This window comes from Marinimicrobium sp. C2-29 (assembly GCF_038419845.1).
In the GTDB taxonomy this organism is placed as follows: domain Bacteria; phylum Pseudomonadota; class Gammaproteobacteria; order Pseudomonadales; family Cellvibrionaceae; genus Marinimicrobium.
On the sequence record NZ_JBCAQT010000017.1, the window covers coordinates 90,291 to 106,405 of the forward strand.

The 16,115-nt window shown below is 61.2% G+C and carries 14 protein-coding genes; 10 read left to right on the forward strand and 4 right to left on the reverse strand.

The features are described 5' to 3' along the window. Positions 1-15: 15 nt before the first annotated feature. Positions 16-390 carry a PilZ domain-containing protein gene (locus AAE484_RS15715; protein ID WP_341939378.1) on the reverse strand — a complete coding sequence of 125 codons (375 nt, stop codon included), beginning with the start codon at positions 388-390 and terminating at the stop codon, positions 16-18. Positions 391-681: 291 nt separating this feature from the next. Between AAE484_RS15715 and AAE484_RS15720 the strand changes: the two genes are divergently transcribed. After that, positions 682-1,593 carry an ROK family protein gene (locus AAE484_RS15720; protein ID WP_341939379.1) on the forward strand — a complete coding sequence of 304 codons (912 nt, stop codon included), beginning with the start codon at positions 682-684 and terminating at the stop codon, positions 1,591-1,593. Between the two features lie 70 nt (positions 1,594-1,663). Continuing rightward, positions 1,664-4,201, forward strand: coding sequence for a glycoside hydrolase family 95 protein (locus AAE484_RS15725; protein WP_341939380.1), 2,538 nt, complete (start codon positions 1,664-1,666; stop codon positions 4,199-4,201). Positions 4,202-4,223: 22 nt separating this feature from the next. Here the strand turns inward: AAE484_RS15725 and nhaD are convergent, their stop codons facing one another. Further along, on the reverse strand, positions 4,224-5,675 hold the full coding sequence (gene nhaD, locus AAE484_RS15730; RefSeq protein WP_341939381.1) for a sodium:proton antiporter NhaD: 1,452 nt from the start codon (positions 5,673-5,675) through the stop codon (positions 4,224-4,226). A 270-nt stretch (positions 5,676-5,945) separates the two neighbouring features. On the opposite strand from nhaD, the gene AAE484_RS15735 reads away from it, so the two are divergent. Then, the gene (locus AAE484_RS15735; RefSeq protein ID WP_341939382.1) at positions 5,946-6,374 is read left to right on the forward strand and encodes a hypothetical protein; all 429 of its coding nucleotides are present in this window, start codon (positions 5,946-5,948) and stop codon (positions 6,372-6,374) included. Between the two features lie 115 nt (positions 6,375-6,489). Here AAE484_RS15735 and ettA read toward each other — a convergent pair whose 3' ends face one another. Continuing rightward, entirely contained in the window at positions 6,490-8,154 is a 1,665-nt protein-coding gene (gene ettA / locus AAE484_RS15740) for an energy-dependent translational throttle protein EttA (protein ID WP_341939383.1), read from the reverse strand. 117 nt (positions 8,155-8,271) lie between these two features. After that, a complete protein-coding gene (locus AAE484_RS15745; protein WP_341939384.1) occupies positions 8,272-9,051 on the reverse strand; it encodes a DUF481 domain-containing protein in 780 nt (259 codons plus the stop codon). A gap of 188 nt (positions 9,052-9,239) precedes the next feature. On the opposite strand from AAE484_RS15745, the gene AAE484_RS15750 reads away from it, so the two are divergent. The 7 genes from AAE484_RS15750 to AAE484_RS15780 are packed head-to-tail and all read left to right on the forward strand — an operon-like array spanning position 9,240 to position 15,627. Continuing rightward, on the forward strand, positions 9,240-12,035 hold the full coding sequence (locus AAE484_RS15750; RefSeq protein ID WP_341939385.1) for a monovalent cation/H+ antiporter subunit A: 2,796 nt from the start codon (positions 9,240-9,242) through the stop codon (positions 12,033-12,035). A gap of 1 nt (position 12,036) precedes the next feature. After that, entirely contained in the window at positions 12,037-12,375 is a 339-nt protein-coding gene (locus AAE484_RS15755; protein WP_445928864.1) for a Na+/H+ antiporter subunit C, read from the forward strand. After that, positions 12,372-13,886, forward strand: a complete 1,515-nt coding sequence (locus AAE484_RS15760; protein ID WP_341939387.1) for a monovalent cation/H+ antiporter subunit D — start codon at positions 12,372-12,374, stop codon at positions 13,884-13,886. Before AAE484_RS15755 ends, AAE484_RS15760 begins: the two co-directional genes overlap by 4 nt. A 4-nt stretch (positions 13,887-13,890) precedes the next feature. Beyond that, positions 13,891-14,403: a Na+/H+ antiporter subunit E gene (locus tag AAE484_RS15765; protein ID WP_341939388.1), complete on the forward strand. Its 513-nt coding sequence runs from the start codon at positions 13,891-13,893 to the stop codon at positions 14,401-14,403. Beyond that, a complete protein-coding gene (locus tag AAE484_RS15770; protein ID WP_341939389.1) occupies positions 14,403-14,672 on the forward strand; it encodes a K+/H+ antiporter subunit F in 270 nt (89 codons plus the stop codon). The genes AAE484_RS15765 and AAE484_RS15770 overlap by 1 nt, the downstream gene beginning before the upstream one ends. A 9-nt stretch (positions 14,673-14,681) precedes the next feature. Then, entirely contained in the window at positions 14,682-15,035 is a 354-nt protein-coding gene (locus AAE484_RS15775) for a Na+/H+ antiporter subunit G (RefSeq protein ID WP_341939390.1), read from the forward strand. A gap of 40 nt (positions 15,036-15,075) precedes the next feature. Next, positions 15,076-15,627: a GNAT family N-acetyltransferase gene (locus AAE484_RS15780; RefSeq protein ID WP_341939391.1), complete on the forward strand. Its 552-nt coding sequence runs from the start codon at positions 15,076-15,078 to the stop codon at positions 15,625-15,627. Positions 15,628-16,115 lie beyond the last annotated feature (488 nt).

Consider the following 16,115-nt stretch of genomic DNA (forward strand, 5'->3'; position numbering starts at 1 on the left):
ATGCCGGTGGGTGTTTCAGGACATTCGTTGCGCGACCAATTCAGACAGTTCCCGCTCCATGGCGGCACTGTCGCCCAGGTTCAGCTCGATCAGGCGGCGCAGATGCTGGATGCTGTCCAGATCAATGGTAAGGCAGCTCAGCCCGATGTGCCCCGCCTCGCGATGCGCGACGCGACAGTGCATGTCAATTTCAACCTGGTCGGAGATCCGGATTTCAATGTTGACCGGCTGCTGTTCGTTCAGCTCCGTGCGCTCGGGCAGAGTGGCCAGCGCCCCTTTGAGAGAGATATCCAACACTTCCGACGGCCAGCGCTTGCCACCCTGGATGAGGGTGGCCGGGGCGTCGAATGTAACCCGACTGAACGGGCGTTTCTCCCGGAACTCTGTCATGAACGACCTCTCTGGATAACGGCGGACTGAATCGATGTTGGTGGAACGGCAGCCTCTGAGCTTTGACCTTGAACGCTCACCTTTGAGCTCTGACCTTTGAGCTCTGACCTTTGAGCTCTGACCTTTAGACCTCTCAACAGTTTAGTCCCTTTTGGCCGGACCACAAGCGGTGGTTTGTGCCCCGCCCACGCCGCTTGTGCGACGGCTGAGCGTCACCGAATTAGCCACGCAGCCCTCTAGACACCTATAATCGGGCGCTATCGTTTCAAACGCCAATAGGAACTGGACGCTATGACGCAATTGCGAATAGGGGTGGACCTCGGGGGTACCAAAACCGAGGTGATTCTGCTGGACGACCAAAGTCGCACTCTGTTTCGTACACGGGTGCCGACCGTACGGGACGACTATGGCGCCACACTGGAGGCCATCGCCGAGCTGGTCGGGCAGGCGGAGCGCGCCGGCAATGCCTCCTCACTGCCGGTGGGCGTCGGGATCCCCGGCTCGGTGTCGCGCAAAACCGGGTTGGTGAAAAACGCCAACTCCACCTGGCTGAATGACCGGCCGCTCAAAGCGGACCTGAGCCAGCGGCTGGATCGCGATGTGAAAGTGACCAACGATGCCAACTGCCTGGCGGTGTCCGAGGCCACTGATGGCGCCGGCGCCGGCTATGAGCTGGTGTTTGCCGGTATTCTTGGGACCGGCTGCGGCGCCGGCCTCGCCTGGCGCGGGCAGGCGCTGGTGGGCCCCAATGGCGTGGCCGGCGAGTGGGGCCACAACCCCTTGCCCTGGACCTCGGAGTCCGACCTGCACGCGCGTGCCTGCTATTGCGGTCGTCGGGGCTGTCAGGAAACCTTTCTGTCGGGCACGGGGCTCTGCCTCACCTACGAGCGCATGACCGGGGAGGCGCTCTCGGGCGCGGAAATTGCCCGCCGGGCCGATGAGGGCGAGCGGGCGGCCGTGACGGTGCGCGAGCAGTATCTGGAGGAGCTCACCCGGGGGCTCGCCGGGGTGATCAATCTGCTGGATCCGGATGTGATTGTGCTCGGTGGCGGCGTGTCCAACCTGGCGGCCATCTACGAGCGGGTTCCCACGCTGCTGCCCCAGTTCGTGTTTGGGGGCGAGTGTGACACGCCCATTGTTCAGGCCCGCCACGGAGATTCCAGCGGGGTGCGGGGCGCCGCCTGGCTCAATCCGCTGGACTGACGGGACATATGGCGGGTTGTGGTAGTCTTCCCGAACCACCAATAACAAATTACTTCTGGGTCGTTTTGCCATGTCCAATCGTCTGTTGTCCGCCCTGCGCCATCCAGTCCTGGCCCGATGGTTGGGGCTCGTCTCCTTGTCATTACTGACGGCCTGTCAGCCCACCGATACAGCTCCGGCAGAGTCGGAGGCGGCGAGCGCTCAGCCACTGAGGCTCTGGTACGACCAGCCCGCCGAGGTCTGGACCGAAGCACTGCCTCTGGGCAACGGCCGCCTGGGCGCCATGGTCTTTGGCGGGGTGGATCGGGAGGTGTTGCAGCTGAATGAGGACACCGTCTGGGCCGGCGGCCCGCAGAATAACGTCAAACCCTCGCTCAGGCCCCATCTGGAAAAGATCTCGGAGCTGGTGCTCGCCAATCGTCATGAGGAGGCTCAGGCGTACGCAGACGAGCACATCAAGTCCCACCATGACGGCATGCCCTACCAGACCGTGGGTAATCTGGTGGTCGATCCGCAACACCCGGCGCAGGCTGACGACTACCGTCGCACACTGGATATCGGTCAGGCGCTCGCGCAGGTGCGCTATCAAGTCGATGGGGTGATCTACCAGCGGGAGACCTTTGCCGCCCTGTCGGCCCCCGTGATCGTGACCCGCCTGAGCGCCAGCGAGGCCGGGCAATTGGACCTGGATCTGGGTTTCAACAGCCCCATGGATCACAGCGTTTCGGTGGACAAGCAGCGCCTGCGAGTGGAAGGGCAGGGGGCTGACCACGAGGGCGTCGAGGGGCAGGTCCGGTTTACCGCGCTGATCAATCCCGTTCTGGAAGGCGGCACGCTGGAGAGCACCGATAAAGGGCTGCGTATTCGCGGCGCCGACAGCGTGACTCTCTACACCGCCATTGCCAGCAACTTCGTGCGCTATGACGATGTGTCGGCTGACCCGGCGGCCCGTGCCCAGCAACAGCTGGCGGACGGCCTGCGCCGCTCCTACGAGGAGATTCGCTCCGCCCATATCGCGGCCTATCGGGATCAGTTTGATCGCGTTTCCCTGGACCTGGGACCCGCACCGGCGGAGGATCAGCCCACCGATCAACGCCTGGCGAATTTCCGTGAGCAGAATGATTCACACCTGGCAGCGCTCTACTTCCAGTTCGGTCGCTACCTGCTGATCAGCAGCTCCCAGCCCGGCACCCAGCCGGCCAACCTTCAGGGCATCTGGAACGACCAGCTGACGCCGCCCTGGGATAGCAAGTACACCCTCAATATCAACGCCGAAATGAACTACTGGCCGGCGGAGTCCACCAATCTGTCCGAACTGCATGAGCCGCTGTTCGGCATGCTCAAGGATCTCTCGGTTACTGGTCAGGAAAGCGCTCGGGAACTCTATGACGCCGAAGGCTGGATGGTGCACCACAACACCGATATCTGGCGCATCACCGGCCAGGTGGATGGGGCCTATATGTGGGGGCAGTGGCTGGGCGGTGCCGCCTGGCTCAGCCAACACATCGGCTACCGTTATCACCATACGGGCGATCGGGACTTTCTCGCCGAGCACTACCCGATCCTGCGCGATGCCGCGCGCTTCTATGCCAGTCGATTGACGGAAGACCCGGATACCGGCTGGTGGGTGCTGGTGCCCAGTAACTCCCCGGAGAACGACTACCTGCACCGGGATGACGACGTGCAGGCGGCCGTCGACGCGGGCGTCACCATGGACAACCAGTTGGTCTTTGATCTCTTCTCGCTGGTGATGGAAGCGTCCGAAGTGCTGGGCCGTGACCCGGAGTTCGCAGCCGAACTGGAAACCTTACGCGATCAGCTACCGCCCATGCAGATCGGCCAGCACGGTCAATTGCAGGAGTGGCTGCAGGACTGGGACAGCCCCGAAGACAAGCATCGACACATTTCTCACCTGTACGGTCTGCACCCGAGCAACCAGATCTCTCCCTATCGGACCCCCGAGCTGTTCAGCGCGGTGCGCACCAGCATGGAGATGCGCGGTGACGAATCCACCGGTTGGTCCATGGGCTGGAAAGTGGGTATCTGGGCCCGTCTGCAGGATGGCAACCGCGCCTACAAGCTGCTCACCGACCAGATCAAACTGGTCACCGAGGACGACGCCCAATTCGAGGCGGGCGGCACCTACGCCAATATGTTTGCGGCCCACCCGCCTTACCAGATTGATGGTAATTTCGGCCTGACGGCGGGTATCGCGGAAATGCTGGTGCAGAGCCATGACGGCGCCGTTCACCTGTTGCCGGCTCTTCCGGATGCCTGGCCAGACGGTGAGGTCAAAGGCCTGGTCACCCGGGGCGGCTTTGTCATAGACATGGTCTGGAGAGAAGGTGAAGCCAGCGAGCTCAGCGTGCATTCCCGTCTGGGGGGACCGCTGCGGCTGCGGGTACACTCCGATCTCGAGCCGGTAAACAGCGTCACTTTGAGGGATGTTGCGGAGGGAGAGCACAACGGGAATCCACTGATGCAGACCCCCACCATCAAGGCGCCGATCATCCACCGGCCCGATAAGGTGGCGCCTGTGCGTCTGGAGCCCAGTCAGCTGTTGCAGCTGGACACCGAAAAAGGCGAAACCTACCGGTTTCGGCGCTAATGGGTGTCAAACCAGGCGCTCTCTAGCCAAACAGGTTGAAGCTCTCAACGTTCAGCCACAGATGGACCAGTATGCTGGCGGCGTAGCCGAGGGCGATAACCGGTGCCCACTTCAGGTGGCCAAAAAAGGTGTAGGCCCCTCGGGCCTGCCCCATCAGCGCCACGCCGGCGGCCGAGCCGATGGACAACATGCTGCCACCGGTGCCGGCGGTCAGGGTAATCAACAGCCACTGCCCGTGGGACATTTCCGGCTCCATCGTCAACACAGCGAACATGACCGGAATGTTGTCGATTAGCGCAGAGGCCACGCCCAGTGTGATATTGGCGACGGTCGGGCCCCAGCCGTTGTAGAGGATGTCCGACATGAGGGCCAGATACCCCATAAAACCCAGACCGCCCACACACATCACCACCCCGTAGAAGAACAGCAGAGTATCCCACTCGGCGCGGGCGACCCGGTTGAAGACGTCGAAGGGCACGACGCTGCCGAGGCGCCGAAGCGCGGCCTGGTCGCCCGCCTGCTCGGCCAGGGCCCGCTTGCGCGCCAGGGAGCCGGGCAGGGTGCGACGGAGGAAGTAACCAAAAAACTGCAGGTAACCCAGGCCCATCATCATGCCCGCGACGGGCGGTAAGTGCAGGAACGTATGGCAGGCAACGGCGGTGGCGATGGTAAACAGGAACAGGCACAGAATGCGGATCGCCCCGCGCTTGAGCTCCACCTCCTCGTACACAGCGGAGGGTTTGCGGTTCTCCACAAAAAAGCTCATGACCAGTGCCGGTATGGCGTAGTTCACCAGGGAGGGGAGAAACAGCGAGAAGAACTCCTGGAACTTAACGATGCCCGCTTGCCAGACCATCAGCGTGGTGATGTCGCCAAAGGGGCTGAAGGCGCCGCCGGCGTTGGCAGCGATCACGATATTGATACAGCACAGGTTGATAAAGCGGTTGTCGTCCGGTGCCATCTTGATCACAACGGCGCACATCAGCAGGGCGGTGGTCAGGTTGTCCGCGATGGGCGAGATCATGAATGACAGGATGCCGGTCAACCAGAACAGCGTCCTGTAGTTGAAACCTTTCTGTACCATCCATGAACGCAATGCATCAAATACCCGGCGCTCCTCCAGTGCGTTGATGTAAGTCATCGCCACCAGCAGAAACAGCATCAACTCGGCGAACTCCAGCAGCGTATGACGAAATGCCGACTCGGACTCAGAAGACATGCCTCCCTGCACGTACACCCAGCCGATCATCATCCAGATGATGCCGGCCGCCACCAGGACCGGTTTGGATTTGCGCAGGTGCAGCTTTTCTTCACCCATGACCAGTAGGTAGGCCACTACAAAGACGGCAAGGGCAATATAACCGACGGTACTGTTGGTCAGGTCAATACTGCCAACAGCGGCCAGGGCGAGAGGGCTGAACAGCGCGAGCAAAACGCCCGTGACGACACAAGGGAGAGCGAGTTTCTGTTGCATGGAGTATTCCGTATGTGGGGGCGGACTAGCAGCTACCGGGTGCTGAAAAATCGTGGCGGATACTACCACATTGAGGAGGCAAAAGCCGACCCTTTTTTGAGCCCTGAGTGGGCTGGCGCAGGCTTCATGCCCGCTGAGCGGATCGATGGGGTCAACTTGTCATTTTGCGAATTGGACGAGGGTTGAAGTGCCAGATTGGTCACAGCAATGCGCCATTCAGGGGTGTAGTCTGGTTTTCTATTCAAACCAGTGATGTACCCGGAGGCCACCATGGCACTGCTCGCCAAGTCCAATGTCGATTATTCGCACTCTTCCTCCCCCTATGCGGCCAATGAAGCGCGAGACTGGCTGGTGGCCGAGATTCCGCCGCGCCAGTTCATCGGTCACCGCTCCTCCCTGTCCCGGGGGAGCTGGATGGGGTGGTTCGATATGGCGGTCTGGCTGAAGACCCCGGCGGGCGCCCTGCAGCCGCTGCAGCTCGAGTTGGTATACCGGGATCAGTCGGGCGAGCACCGTGTCAGCATTGATCGTTGTCCGCAGGGTACCCACCGCACGGTCCTGTTGAATGCGGCCATGGCGCTGTCGGTGAACGGTCGGGTGCAATGGGCGGCGTTTGTGCTGAAACAGCTCGAGCCGGAAATCCAGGTATCCCTGGAGCAATGGCACTTCGTGCCACAGGAGCGTCGTCAGCGTCACTGAGCGACTGAGTAATTGGATGTGGGTGGAATAAGAAGGGTGGAGTAGGGTGGAAGGGGGTGAAAGGGCCGCTCCCTGGCCCGATGAATCGATGTCCTGCTCGTAATAGCCAGCTCGATCAGTGCTTCAGCGGCTTGTACTTCACCCGCCGCGGCTGGGCATCCTCGCCTTTACGCTGAACAAAGTCTTCGTGGTATTCCGTGTAGTTACCCTCAAAGAACACCACTTCCGAATCGCCTTCATACGCCAGGATATGGGTCGCAATCCGGTCCAGGAACCAGCGATCGTGTGAAATCACCATCACGCAGCCGGGGAAGGCCAGCACCGCCTCTTCCAGCGCGCGCAGGGTTTCGATGTCCAGGTCGTTTGAGGGTTCGTCCAATAGCAGCACGTTGGCGCCCTGCTTCAGGGTGTCGGCCAGGTGCAACCGGCCGCGCTCACCACCGGACAGCTCGCCCACGCGCTTTTGCTGATCCGAGCCCTTGAAGTTGAAGCGGCCCACGTAGGAACGGGAATTCACTTCGTAGTTGCCGATCTGGAGAATATCCTGGCCGTCGGAAATCGCTTCCCACACGGTCTGGTTGTCGTCCAGGGCTTCGCGGCTCTGCTCCACATAGGCGATCTTGACGGTATCGCCCAGAGTAATAGTGCCGCTGTCCGGCTCTTCGGTGCCGGCGATCATGCGGAAGAGGGTGGATTTACCCGCACCGTTGCCGCCGACCACGCCCACCACGGCGCCCTTGGGCACACTCATGGTCAGGTCGTCGATCAGCAGCTCATTGCCATAGCCCTTGGACACGTGATCGAGCTCGATCACCTTGTCCCCCAGGCGCTCGCCCGGTGGAATGTAGATCTCGTTGGTCTCGTTGCGGGCCTGAAACTCCTGGGACTGCAGCTCGTCAAAGCGCGAAAGGCGCGCCTTGTTCTTGGACTGACGGCCCTTGGGGTTCTGGCGCACCCACTCCAGCTCGGATTTGATCGCCTTCTTGTGGGCGGCCTCGGATTTGGCCTCCTGGTCCAGGCGTTTCTCTTTGGCCTCGAGCCAGTTGGTGTAGTTGCCCTCGTAGGGAATGCCGTGGCCCCGGTCCAGCTCCAGGATCCAGCCGGCGGCGTTGTCCAGGAAGTAGCGATCGTGCGTGACCGCCACCACGGTGCCGGAGAAGTTCTGCAGGAACTGCTCCAGCCAGAACACGCTCTCCGCATCCAGGTGGTTGGTGGGCTCGTCTAAAAGTAGCATGTCGGGGCGCGACAGCAGCAACCGGCACAGCGCCACCCGGCGGCGCTCACCGCCCGAGAGTTTGGTGACATCGGCATCCCAGGGCGGCAGGCGCAGGGCGTTGGCTGCCACTTCCAGGCGGTGGTCCAGGGTGTGCGCATCCCAGGCCTCGATCACATCCTCCAGCTCGCCCTGGCGCTTGGCCAGGGCGTCGAAGTCGGCGTCCGGCTCGGCGTAGGCGGCGTACAGCTGGTCCAGCTCGGCCAGGGCATCCACCGCGGCGCGCACGCCGTCCTCCACATTGCCGCGTACATCCTTGTTCGGGTCCAGCTCCGGCTCCTGGGGCAGATAGCCCACCGAGATGTCGGGCATGGGCCGAGCCTCGCCGTGAAAATCCTGGTCCTCGCCCGCCATGATCCGCAGCAGAGTGGATTTACCGGAGCCGTTCAGGCCCAGCACGCCGATCTTGGCGCCGGGGAAGAATGACAAAGAGATGTCCTTCAGGATTTCCTTTTTGGGCGGCACCACCTTGCCGACCCGGTTCATACTATAGACGTATTGCGCCATGGGGCGTGAAACCTCGTTACAGTCTGGAAAATGGGAAAAGAAGACTACTATAAAGAAAGGTGCAAGGTACCGAAAGCGGCCCGTGAGTGCAATTGGGCCGCCTCGGTGACCGGGGTATCAGAACTCGTACAGAAAGCTGGTGGAGTACTGGGTGTTGGTGCGGGCGCGGTCAATTACCGGGTCCACTTCCAGGTTCTGTGGCGGGCGGCTGTCGTAGCGCAGGTTGTAGCTGATCTGCAGTTGCAGCGCGTCGGTCAGGCGCACGGTCAGGCCGGCATCAAACAGCATCCGGTAGTCGTCGAATTCATCTGCCTTGGGCTGATAGTAAACGGTGTTGTACCAGTTCACCTGCTCGTTCAGCCGGTGGCGGTAGGCCCAGTAGGTGTTGATGCGCCAGTTGGTCTGGTTGTCCACGTAGGTGCCCAGGTCGGTCTCCTCCCATTCGCGAAAGGCGCCCAGCCCCAGGTCAAAGGTATATTGATCCGGGTCGGCCAGAATGCCGAAGCGCCCGCCGGCGCCGAGCAGATTGCGCGACAGCAGGTTGGAGAACTCGTTTTCCTGCCATTGCAGAAACGCTTCCACGGCGAACCGGTCGGTGCGCTCGTGAATACCGCGGAGGTGGGCGAAGGCCTCATCCGAGGTCTTGATGTCCTGGGTCTCACCCCGGGCTTTCTCCAGAATCATGAAGGCGGTGTTTTCTTCCGCTTTGAATACCACCTTGCCGCCGATGCCGTAGTGGTCTTCTTCCACATCACCGGACTTGCCGCTGGCGCTGAACTCCAGGTGGCCGCTCCAGCCCTCGGGCGGTGGTCCGGGGCGCTGACTTTCGATATTGGAAATGGCATGGACGGAGGTGTTGGCGAGCAACAAAGTCGCCAGGGTCAGAACTTTATACATCGGTACCTCTTGGATGAAAAACCGGCATTGTAACAAAGTCGGGGGCGCTTCTACTCCCGAAGGGGTAGGAGCAGAATCCACAGGGGGTGACTCGGCATCGAAATGTCGATCAAATGGCAGAGCGGTAACCTGTGGTTTATAATTCGCGCGGAAACACTCCACGTCTCCTCTCCGGGACCTGTGCTCTCATGCTGTTGTTATTTTTAGTCTTACTGCCATTTCTGGGCAGCCTGCTATCGCTTTGGTCCGCCCACCAGAGTCGCTCCGTGTGCACCTGGCTTACCGCCGTCGCTCCCGCTGTCGGCCTTGTGCTCCTTTTGTCCCAGGGGCCCGCCATTCTGGCCGGTGAGTTGCTCACCGTGCACTGGCGCTGGATCGAGTTGCTCGGGCTGAGCCTGAGTTTCCGGCTCGACGGCCTGTCCTTTATGTTTGCGTTGCTGGTGCTGGCCATCGGCCTGCTGGTGATTCTCTACGGGCGCTACTACCTGTCGGGAAAAGACTCGCACGGGCGCTTCTTCTCCCTCCTGTTGCTCTTCATGGGCGCCATGATGGGCGTGGTGATGTCCAACAACCTGCTGTTGCTGGTGGTGTTCTGGGAGTTGACCAGCCTGAGCTCGTTCCTGCTGATCGGCTTCTGGGGCCACCGGAGCGATGCCCGCCAGGGCGCGCGCATGGCGCTGACCGTCACCGGCGCGGGCGGCCTGGCGCTGCTGGCCGGCGTGATGATTCTGGGGCACATCGTGGGCTCTTTCGATCTGAGCATGGTGCTCGCGGCAGGCGACCAGATTCGCGCCCACGCACTCTACCCGGTGGCACTGGTTCTGGTGCTGCTCGGTATTTTCACCAAGTCGGCCCAGTTTCCGTTTCACTTCTGGCTGCCTCACGCCATGTCGGCGCCCACCCCGGTCTCGGCCTACCTGCACTCGGCCACCATGGTCAAGGCGGGCGTGTTTTTGCTGGCCCGGCTCTATCCGGCCCTGTCCGGGACTGACCTTTGGTTTGTGATTGTGTCCGTGGTGGGCCTGTCCACCATGACCCTGGGCGCGGTGGTCGCCCTGTTCAAGCACGACCTCAAGGGCCTGCTGGCCTACTCCACCATCAGTCATCTGGGGTTGATCACCCTGTTGTTCGGCCTGGATACCCGCCTGGCCGTGGTAGCGGCGCTGTTTCATATCGTCAACCACGCTACCTTCAAAGCCTCGCTGTTCATGGCCGCGGGGATTGTCGATCACGAGACCGGCACGCGCGATATCCGCGTGCTCTCGGGGTTGCGCCATTACATGCCGGTGACCGCCGCGCTGGGGTTGATTGCCGCCGCGGCCATGGCGGGCGTGCCATTGATGAACGGCTTCCTCAGTACCGAGATGTTTCTCAACGAGTCGCTGCAGCAGAATGTGCTGGGCAATGCCAGCTGGCTCATTCCGGTGGTGGCCGTGTTCGCCAAGGTGTTTTCGGTGGCCTATGCCCTGCGTTTTATTCACAGCGTCTTTTTCGGCCCCAGGCCCGGAGAGTTACCTAAAAAGCCCCATGAGCCGCCTTTCTTCATGCGCGCGCCGGTGGTGATTCTGGTGGTGCTGTGTCTGGCCGTGGGGGTTCTGCCGGCCCTGGTGGTCGGGCCCCTGTTGGCGGCGGCTTCGGCCAGCACCACGCTGGCGCCTCTGCCCGAGTACACCCTCGCGCTCTGGCACGGGTTCAATCGGCCCCTGCTGATGAGTGCCACGGCGCTGATTCTGGGCGTTGGCGTCTACGCCAAACGCCAGGTGATGTTCGATCTCTGGAACAAATTGCCGCCCCTGAGCGCGCCCGAAGTGTTTGAAAACACCCTGCACCACAAACTAATCCGCTCGGCGCGCTGGGTGACCCGCACACTGGAAAACGGCCGCCCGCAGAGTTATCTGCTGCTGCTGTTCGTCTTCACCATCTCGCTTGCCGGCATCGCGCTCTGGCCGCTCGCCAACCTGCAGGGCAGTCGCCCCCTGATGCCGCTGGACTTTCCCACCGTCGCGGTGGCCCTGACCATTATCGGTGCCGCCTTCGCCACCGTGCTCTTGCATCACAAGCGTCTGGTCGCGCTCCTGTTTTTGAGTGTGGTGGGGCTGGGCGTTGCCCTGGCGTTCGCCCGCTTCTCCGCGCCCGATCTGGTGCTCACCCAGCTGTCGGTCGAGGTGGTCAGTATCGTTCTGTTGATTCTGATTCTCTACCTGCTCCCGGCGCACAGCCCGCGTGATTCCAGCTATGCTCGGATCGGCCGGCACGTTGCGGTGGCAACTGCCGGAGGTGTGGGCTTGGGGCTGCTGACGTTTGCCGTGCTCACCCGCCCGTTTGACAGCATCTCCTCCTTTTTTCTGGAGCACAGCGTCAGCGGGGGCGGCGGCACCAACGTGGTGAACGTGGTGCTGGTGGACTTCCGGGGCTTCGATACCTTTGGTGAAATCACGGTGCTGGCGATTGCCGCCATCGGCATTTACGGGCTCCTCGATGGCATGCGCCTGTTCGATCCCAAGCGGCGCCTGCTGCGCAATTTCTCCCGGGAAAAACACTCCATGCTCTTGTCGGTCCTGAACATGCCGCTGCTGCCCCTGGCCCTGTTGATCTCGGTGTACATCTTCATGCGCGGGCACAACCTGCCCGGCGGTGGCTTCATCGCCGGCCTGATCACCGCCATTGCCTTCATTCTGCAGTATCTGACCAACGGTCTGCAGTGGACCAATCAACGCCTGAGCGACAACTTCCACCCGCTGGTGGCCGCCGGTGTTCTGATCGCCGGACTCACCGCCGTGGCCAGCTGGTTCTTTGGCAAACCGCTGCTGACCAGTGCGCACGATCATTTTCATATCCCGCTGATTGGCGACATCGAGCTGGCCAGTGCCATGGCCTTTGATCTGGGGGTCTACCTGACCGTGGTGGGCGCAACGCTTCTGATTCTGCAGAACCTGGGCAAGCTCAAACCCCTGACGGGCGAGCAAACCGAGGGAGGTGCTTAACGTGGAAATACTGTTTTCGGTCACCGTGGCCGTATTGGTCGGCACCGGTATTTATCTGATCCTCCGGGCGCGGACCTTTCCCGTGGTAATGGGTCTGATGTTGTTGTCCTACGGCGTCAACCTGTTTCTGGTGGCCATGGGGCGGCTGCACAGCGGCCTGCCGGCCATTATCAAAGAAGGGGTGGACTACACCGACCCCTTGCCTCAAGCGCTGGTGCTCACTGCCATTGTGATCGGTTTTGCCATGACCTCGTTCATCACGGTATTGGCACTGCGCGCGCGCGGCGAGCTGGGCAATGACCACGTCGATGGCACCAAAGATCGGGAGCCCGGTCGATGATGGCACACTGGATTACCTTCCCGGTTTTACTCCCGCTCGCCACCGGGGTACTACTGATTTTCATGGCCCGCGCCTCGCTCGATGCCAAACGCGCCGTGAGCATTATCTCCACCCTGGTTTCCCTGCCGGTCATGGGGGTGCTGGTGGCCCAGGCCATGGGCGGCGACTATCAGGTGTACGCCCTGGGCAACTGGCAACCGCCCTTCGGTATCGTGCTGGTGCTCGATCGGCTGACCGCGATGTTGTTGATGCTCTCGGCCACCCTGGCACTGCCGGCGCTGCTCTACGGTATTCGCAGCGACGACAAAGGCGGGCGCAACTTCCACCCCCTGTTTCACTTTCAGTTGATGGGCCTGCAGGGTGCGTTTCTGACCGGCGATCTGTTCAATCTGTTCGTGTTCTTCGAAATCACCCTGATCGCCTCTTACGGTCTGCTGATGCACGGCGCCGGGCCCGATCGCACCCGCGCCAGCCTGCACTATGTGATTCTCAACCTGGTGGGCTCGGCGCTGTTCCTGATCGGGGTCGGTACCCTCTACGGCGTGCTGGGCAGTCTCAACATGGCCGACCTGGCGGTGCGCATTGCCGCCGTGCCGGCGGGCGATGCCCCCATCGTGCACGCGGCCGGGCTGATTCTGCTGGCGGTGTTCGGTCTCAAGGCTGCGATGCTGCCCCTGTATTTCTGGCTGCCCAGTGCCTACAGTTCCGCCAGCCCCTCGGTGGCCTCGCTGTTCGCCATCATGACCAAGCTTGGGGTCTACTCCATTCTGCGGGTGCACGGGCTGCTGTTCGGTGAACAGGCCGGCCCTCTGGAGGATGCTGTCGACCGATGGCTCTGGCCCCTGGCCATTCTCACGCTGGTCTTTGGTGCCATCGGAGTACTGGGCGCGCGCACGCTCAAGCGGGTGGTGTCCTATCTGGTGATTGTCTCGGTGGGCACGCTCCTGGCGGTGATCGCCACCGACGATGCCGATCTGCTCGCCGGAGGCCTTTATTATCTGATCCACTCCACATTCATTACGGCCGCCCTGTTTCTGCTGGCCGATATCATCAGCGCCCAGCGCGGCGAGACCGCGGACGACCTGGTGCCCTCACGCCCACTGGTGCAACCGCGACTATTGGGCGCGGTGTTTTTTATTGGCGCCATCAGCGTCACCGGCCTGCCGCCCCTGTCGGGCTTTGTCAGTAAGGCCGCCATGTTTGTCGCCTCCGCCGGCGCTGGCTATGCGCCCGTGCTCTGGGCGGTGATCCTGCTCGCCGGCCTGGTGACCCTGGTCAGCATGTGCCGGGCGGGCAGCACCCTCTTCTGGAACAGCACCGCCGAGCCACCCCAGGGTCGCGGCGCGGACAAAAGTAAACTGGTGGCGGCCCTGTTCCTGTTGATCATGAGCCCGGTGATGAGCCTATGGGCCGACCCGCTGCTGGCGTATTGCGGGGCGACGGCCGAGCAGTTGACCAACAGCGCCGGATACATCCAGGCCGTGCTGGGTGACACGGGCGGTATGGAGTAGCACTATGAGCGAAGCGATCCATAAATCAGTCGAAAAACGTCGATGGCTGCCACACCCGCTGCTCAGTCTGGTGATCACGGCGGTGTGGCTGTTGCTGGTCGGCAGTCTCTCGCTGGGGCATATCCTGCTGGCGCTGGTACTCGCCTGGCTCCTGCCCTGGGTATGCCAGACGTTCTGGGTCTATCCCGTACGCATTCGCGGCTGGGTGCCTCTGGTGCGCTATGCCTTTCTGGTGCTGTGGAATATCACCGTCTGTAACCTGACCGCCGCGCGGTTGGTGTTGGGTCCGGTCAAAAACCTGCGCCCGGCCTTTTTTGAACTGCCGCTGGATCTGACCGACCCCATTGCCATTACCGTCCTGGCCAATACCATCACCCTGACGCCGGGCACGGTGAGCGCCAATATCGCCGCCGATCGCTCGCACATCCTGATTCACGGCCTGCATGTGCCGGATGTAGACGCGGCGATTGCCGACATCAAACAACGCTACGAAGCCCCGTTAAAGGATATCTTCTGATGCTGGATTTTGCGATTGTGCTGTCATTGGGCATCTATGCCCTCTCGGCCCTGTTGACCTTCTACCGGATGATCCTGGGGCCGGACTTTCCGGACCGGATCCTGACCCTGGACTCGCTCTACATCAACGCCATTGCCCTGATTGTGGTCTTCGGGGTCTACCTGGATACCACAGCCTTTTTTGAAGCGGCCCTGCTCATCGCCATGATGGGGTTTGCCGGCACCGTGGCCGTGTGTAAATACCTGCTGCGCGGCAACATCATCGAATAGGAGCCGTTTATGAATGTCTGGGTTGAACTGACCATTTCCTTCTTCCTCATCGGCGGGGCCCTGTTCGCCCTGCTCGGTGCCATCGGCCTGGCGCGCCTGCCGGACTTCTACACCCGCGTGCACGCGCCCACCATGGGGACCACCCTGGGCGTGGGCGGCACAATCATCGGCTCGGTGATCTACTTCAGTGTCAGTCGCGGCACCCTCGCGCCCCACGAGCTGATCATCTCCATGTTCCTGTTCATCACCGCCCCGGTCACCGGCCACCTGCTGGCCAAGGCCGCGATCCTGCTCAAGGTCAAACAGGCCCCGGGCACTCGCGGCGAGCCCTCGATTGAGCGCGAAGAAGAAAAAAGGGACTGACCGGCGGCAACCACGCCAGAGAAAAGGAGGGAGTGAGAGAGTGAAAGTGCCGATTAAAGTGGCCCCAGACATCGCGCTCAAGGACCTGGAGCTGACCGACCGCGATGAACTCTTCGCCCTGGTAGACGCCAACCGCACCTACCTGAGAAAGTGGTTACCCTGGCTGGACTACAACCGCTCCCCCTCCGATATCGAAACCTTCCTGCAATCCACCATCGAGCAGCGCGAAAACGGCGAGGGCCTCCAGTACGGCGTGCTCTACCAGAACAGACTCTGCGGCGTCTGCGGCTTTCACAAAATCGACAGGCTCGAAGCCGTAGGAACTCTGGGCTACTGGCTCAGCGAAGACTGCAGCGGCCGGGGCATCATGACCCGGGCCGTGGAGCGACTGGTCGCCATCGGCTTCAAGGACCTCGACCTGAAAAAGATCGAAATCCGCTGCGCCGTCGACAACCACAAAAGCCGGGCCATCCCCGAGCGCCTCGGCTTCTGTGAAGAATGGATACGCCCTGAGGCCGAGTACCTCTACGGGCACTACGTCGATCACGCGATTTACTCGATGTTGGCCGAGGAGAGTGAAAAGGAATTCTAGGGTAGTCCGGTGCATGACTGATTGAGCCGTGCTAGACTTTTACTCATGTGCTCTGGGATAAAAGGCGGGGACTAAGCAGTGGGCCGGTTGGAAAGGAGCGGTCATAGTTGCCTAGGTTAAGTTTTGAGCTAGTTATGTAGTGTGTTTTCGGTGACTTCCAGTAATTGCACGCGCAGCCCTCGTTCAGATAACATGCAAGCGCGTCTGTATCCAACATGAATGAAGTAGTGCGGCATAAAAGCATTAGAAATCATCGAGTTAGCTGCTTTTCTTAAGTCAGTCTCCGAGGAATGCTTTGTGCTTGCGAGATAAAAAGCATGTTATGGGGACAAGTTCGATTAGAGAGAAGAAGTTATAAACTCCGTGAAACTGTATCTGGCAAAGATTTCCAGCCCCACCCAGTTACTCTTAATGTTGGTCGCTTTTGAAGTGGTCTAATGATTCCGGACACCATTTAAGGTGGTATTCTACCACCCTAGAAGAGGTGT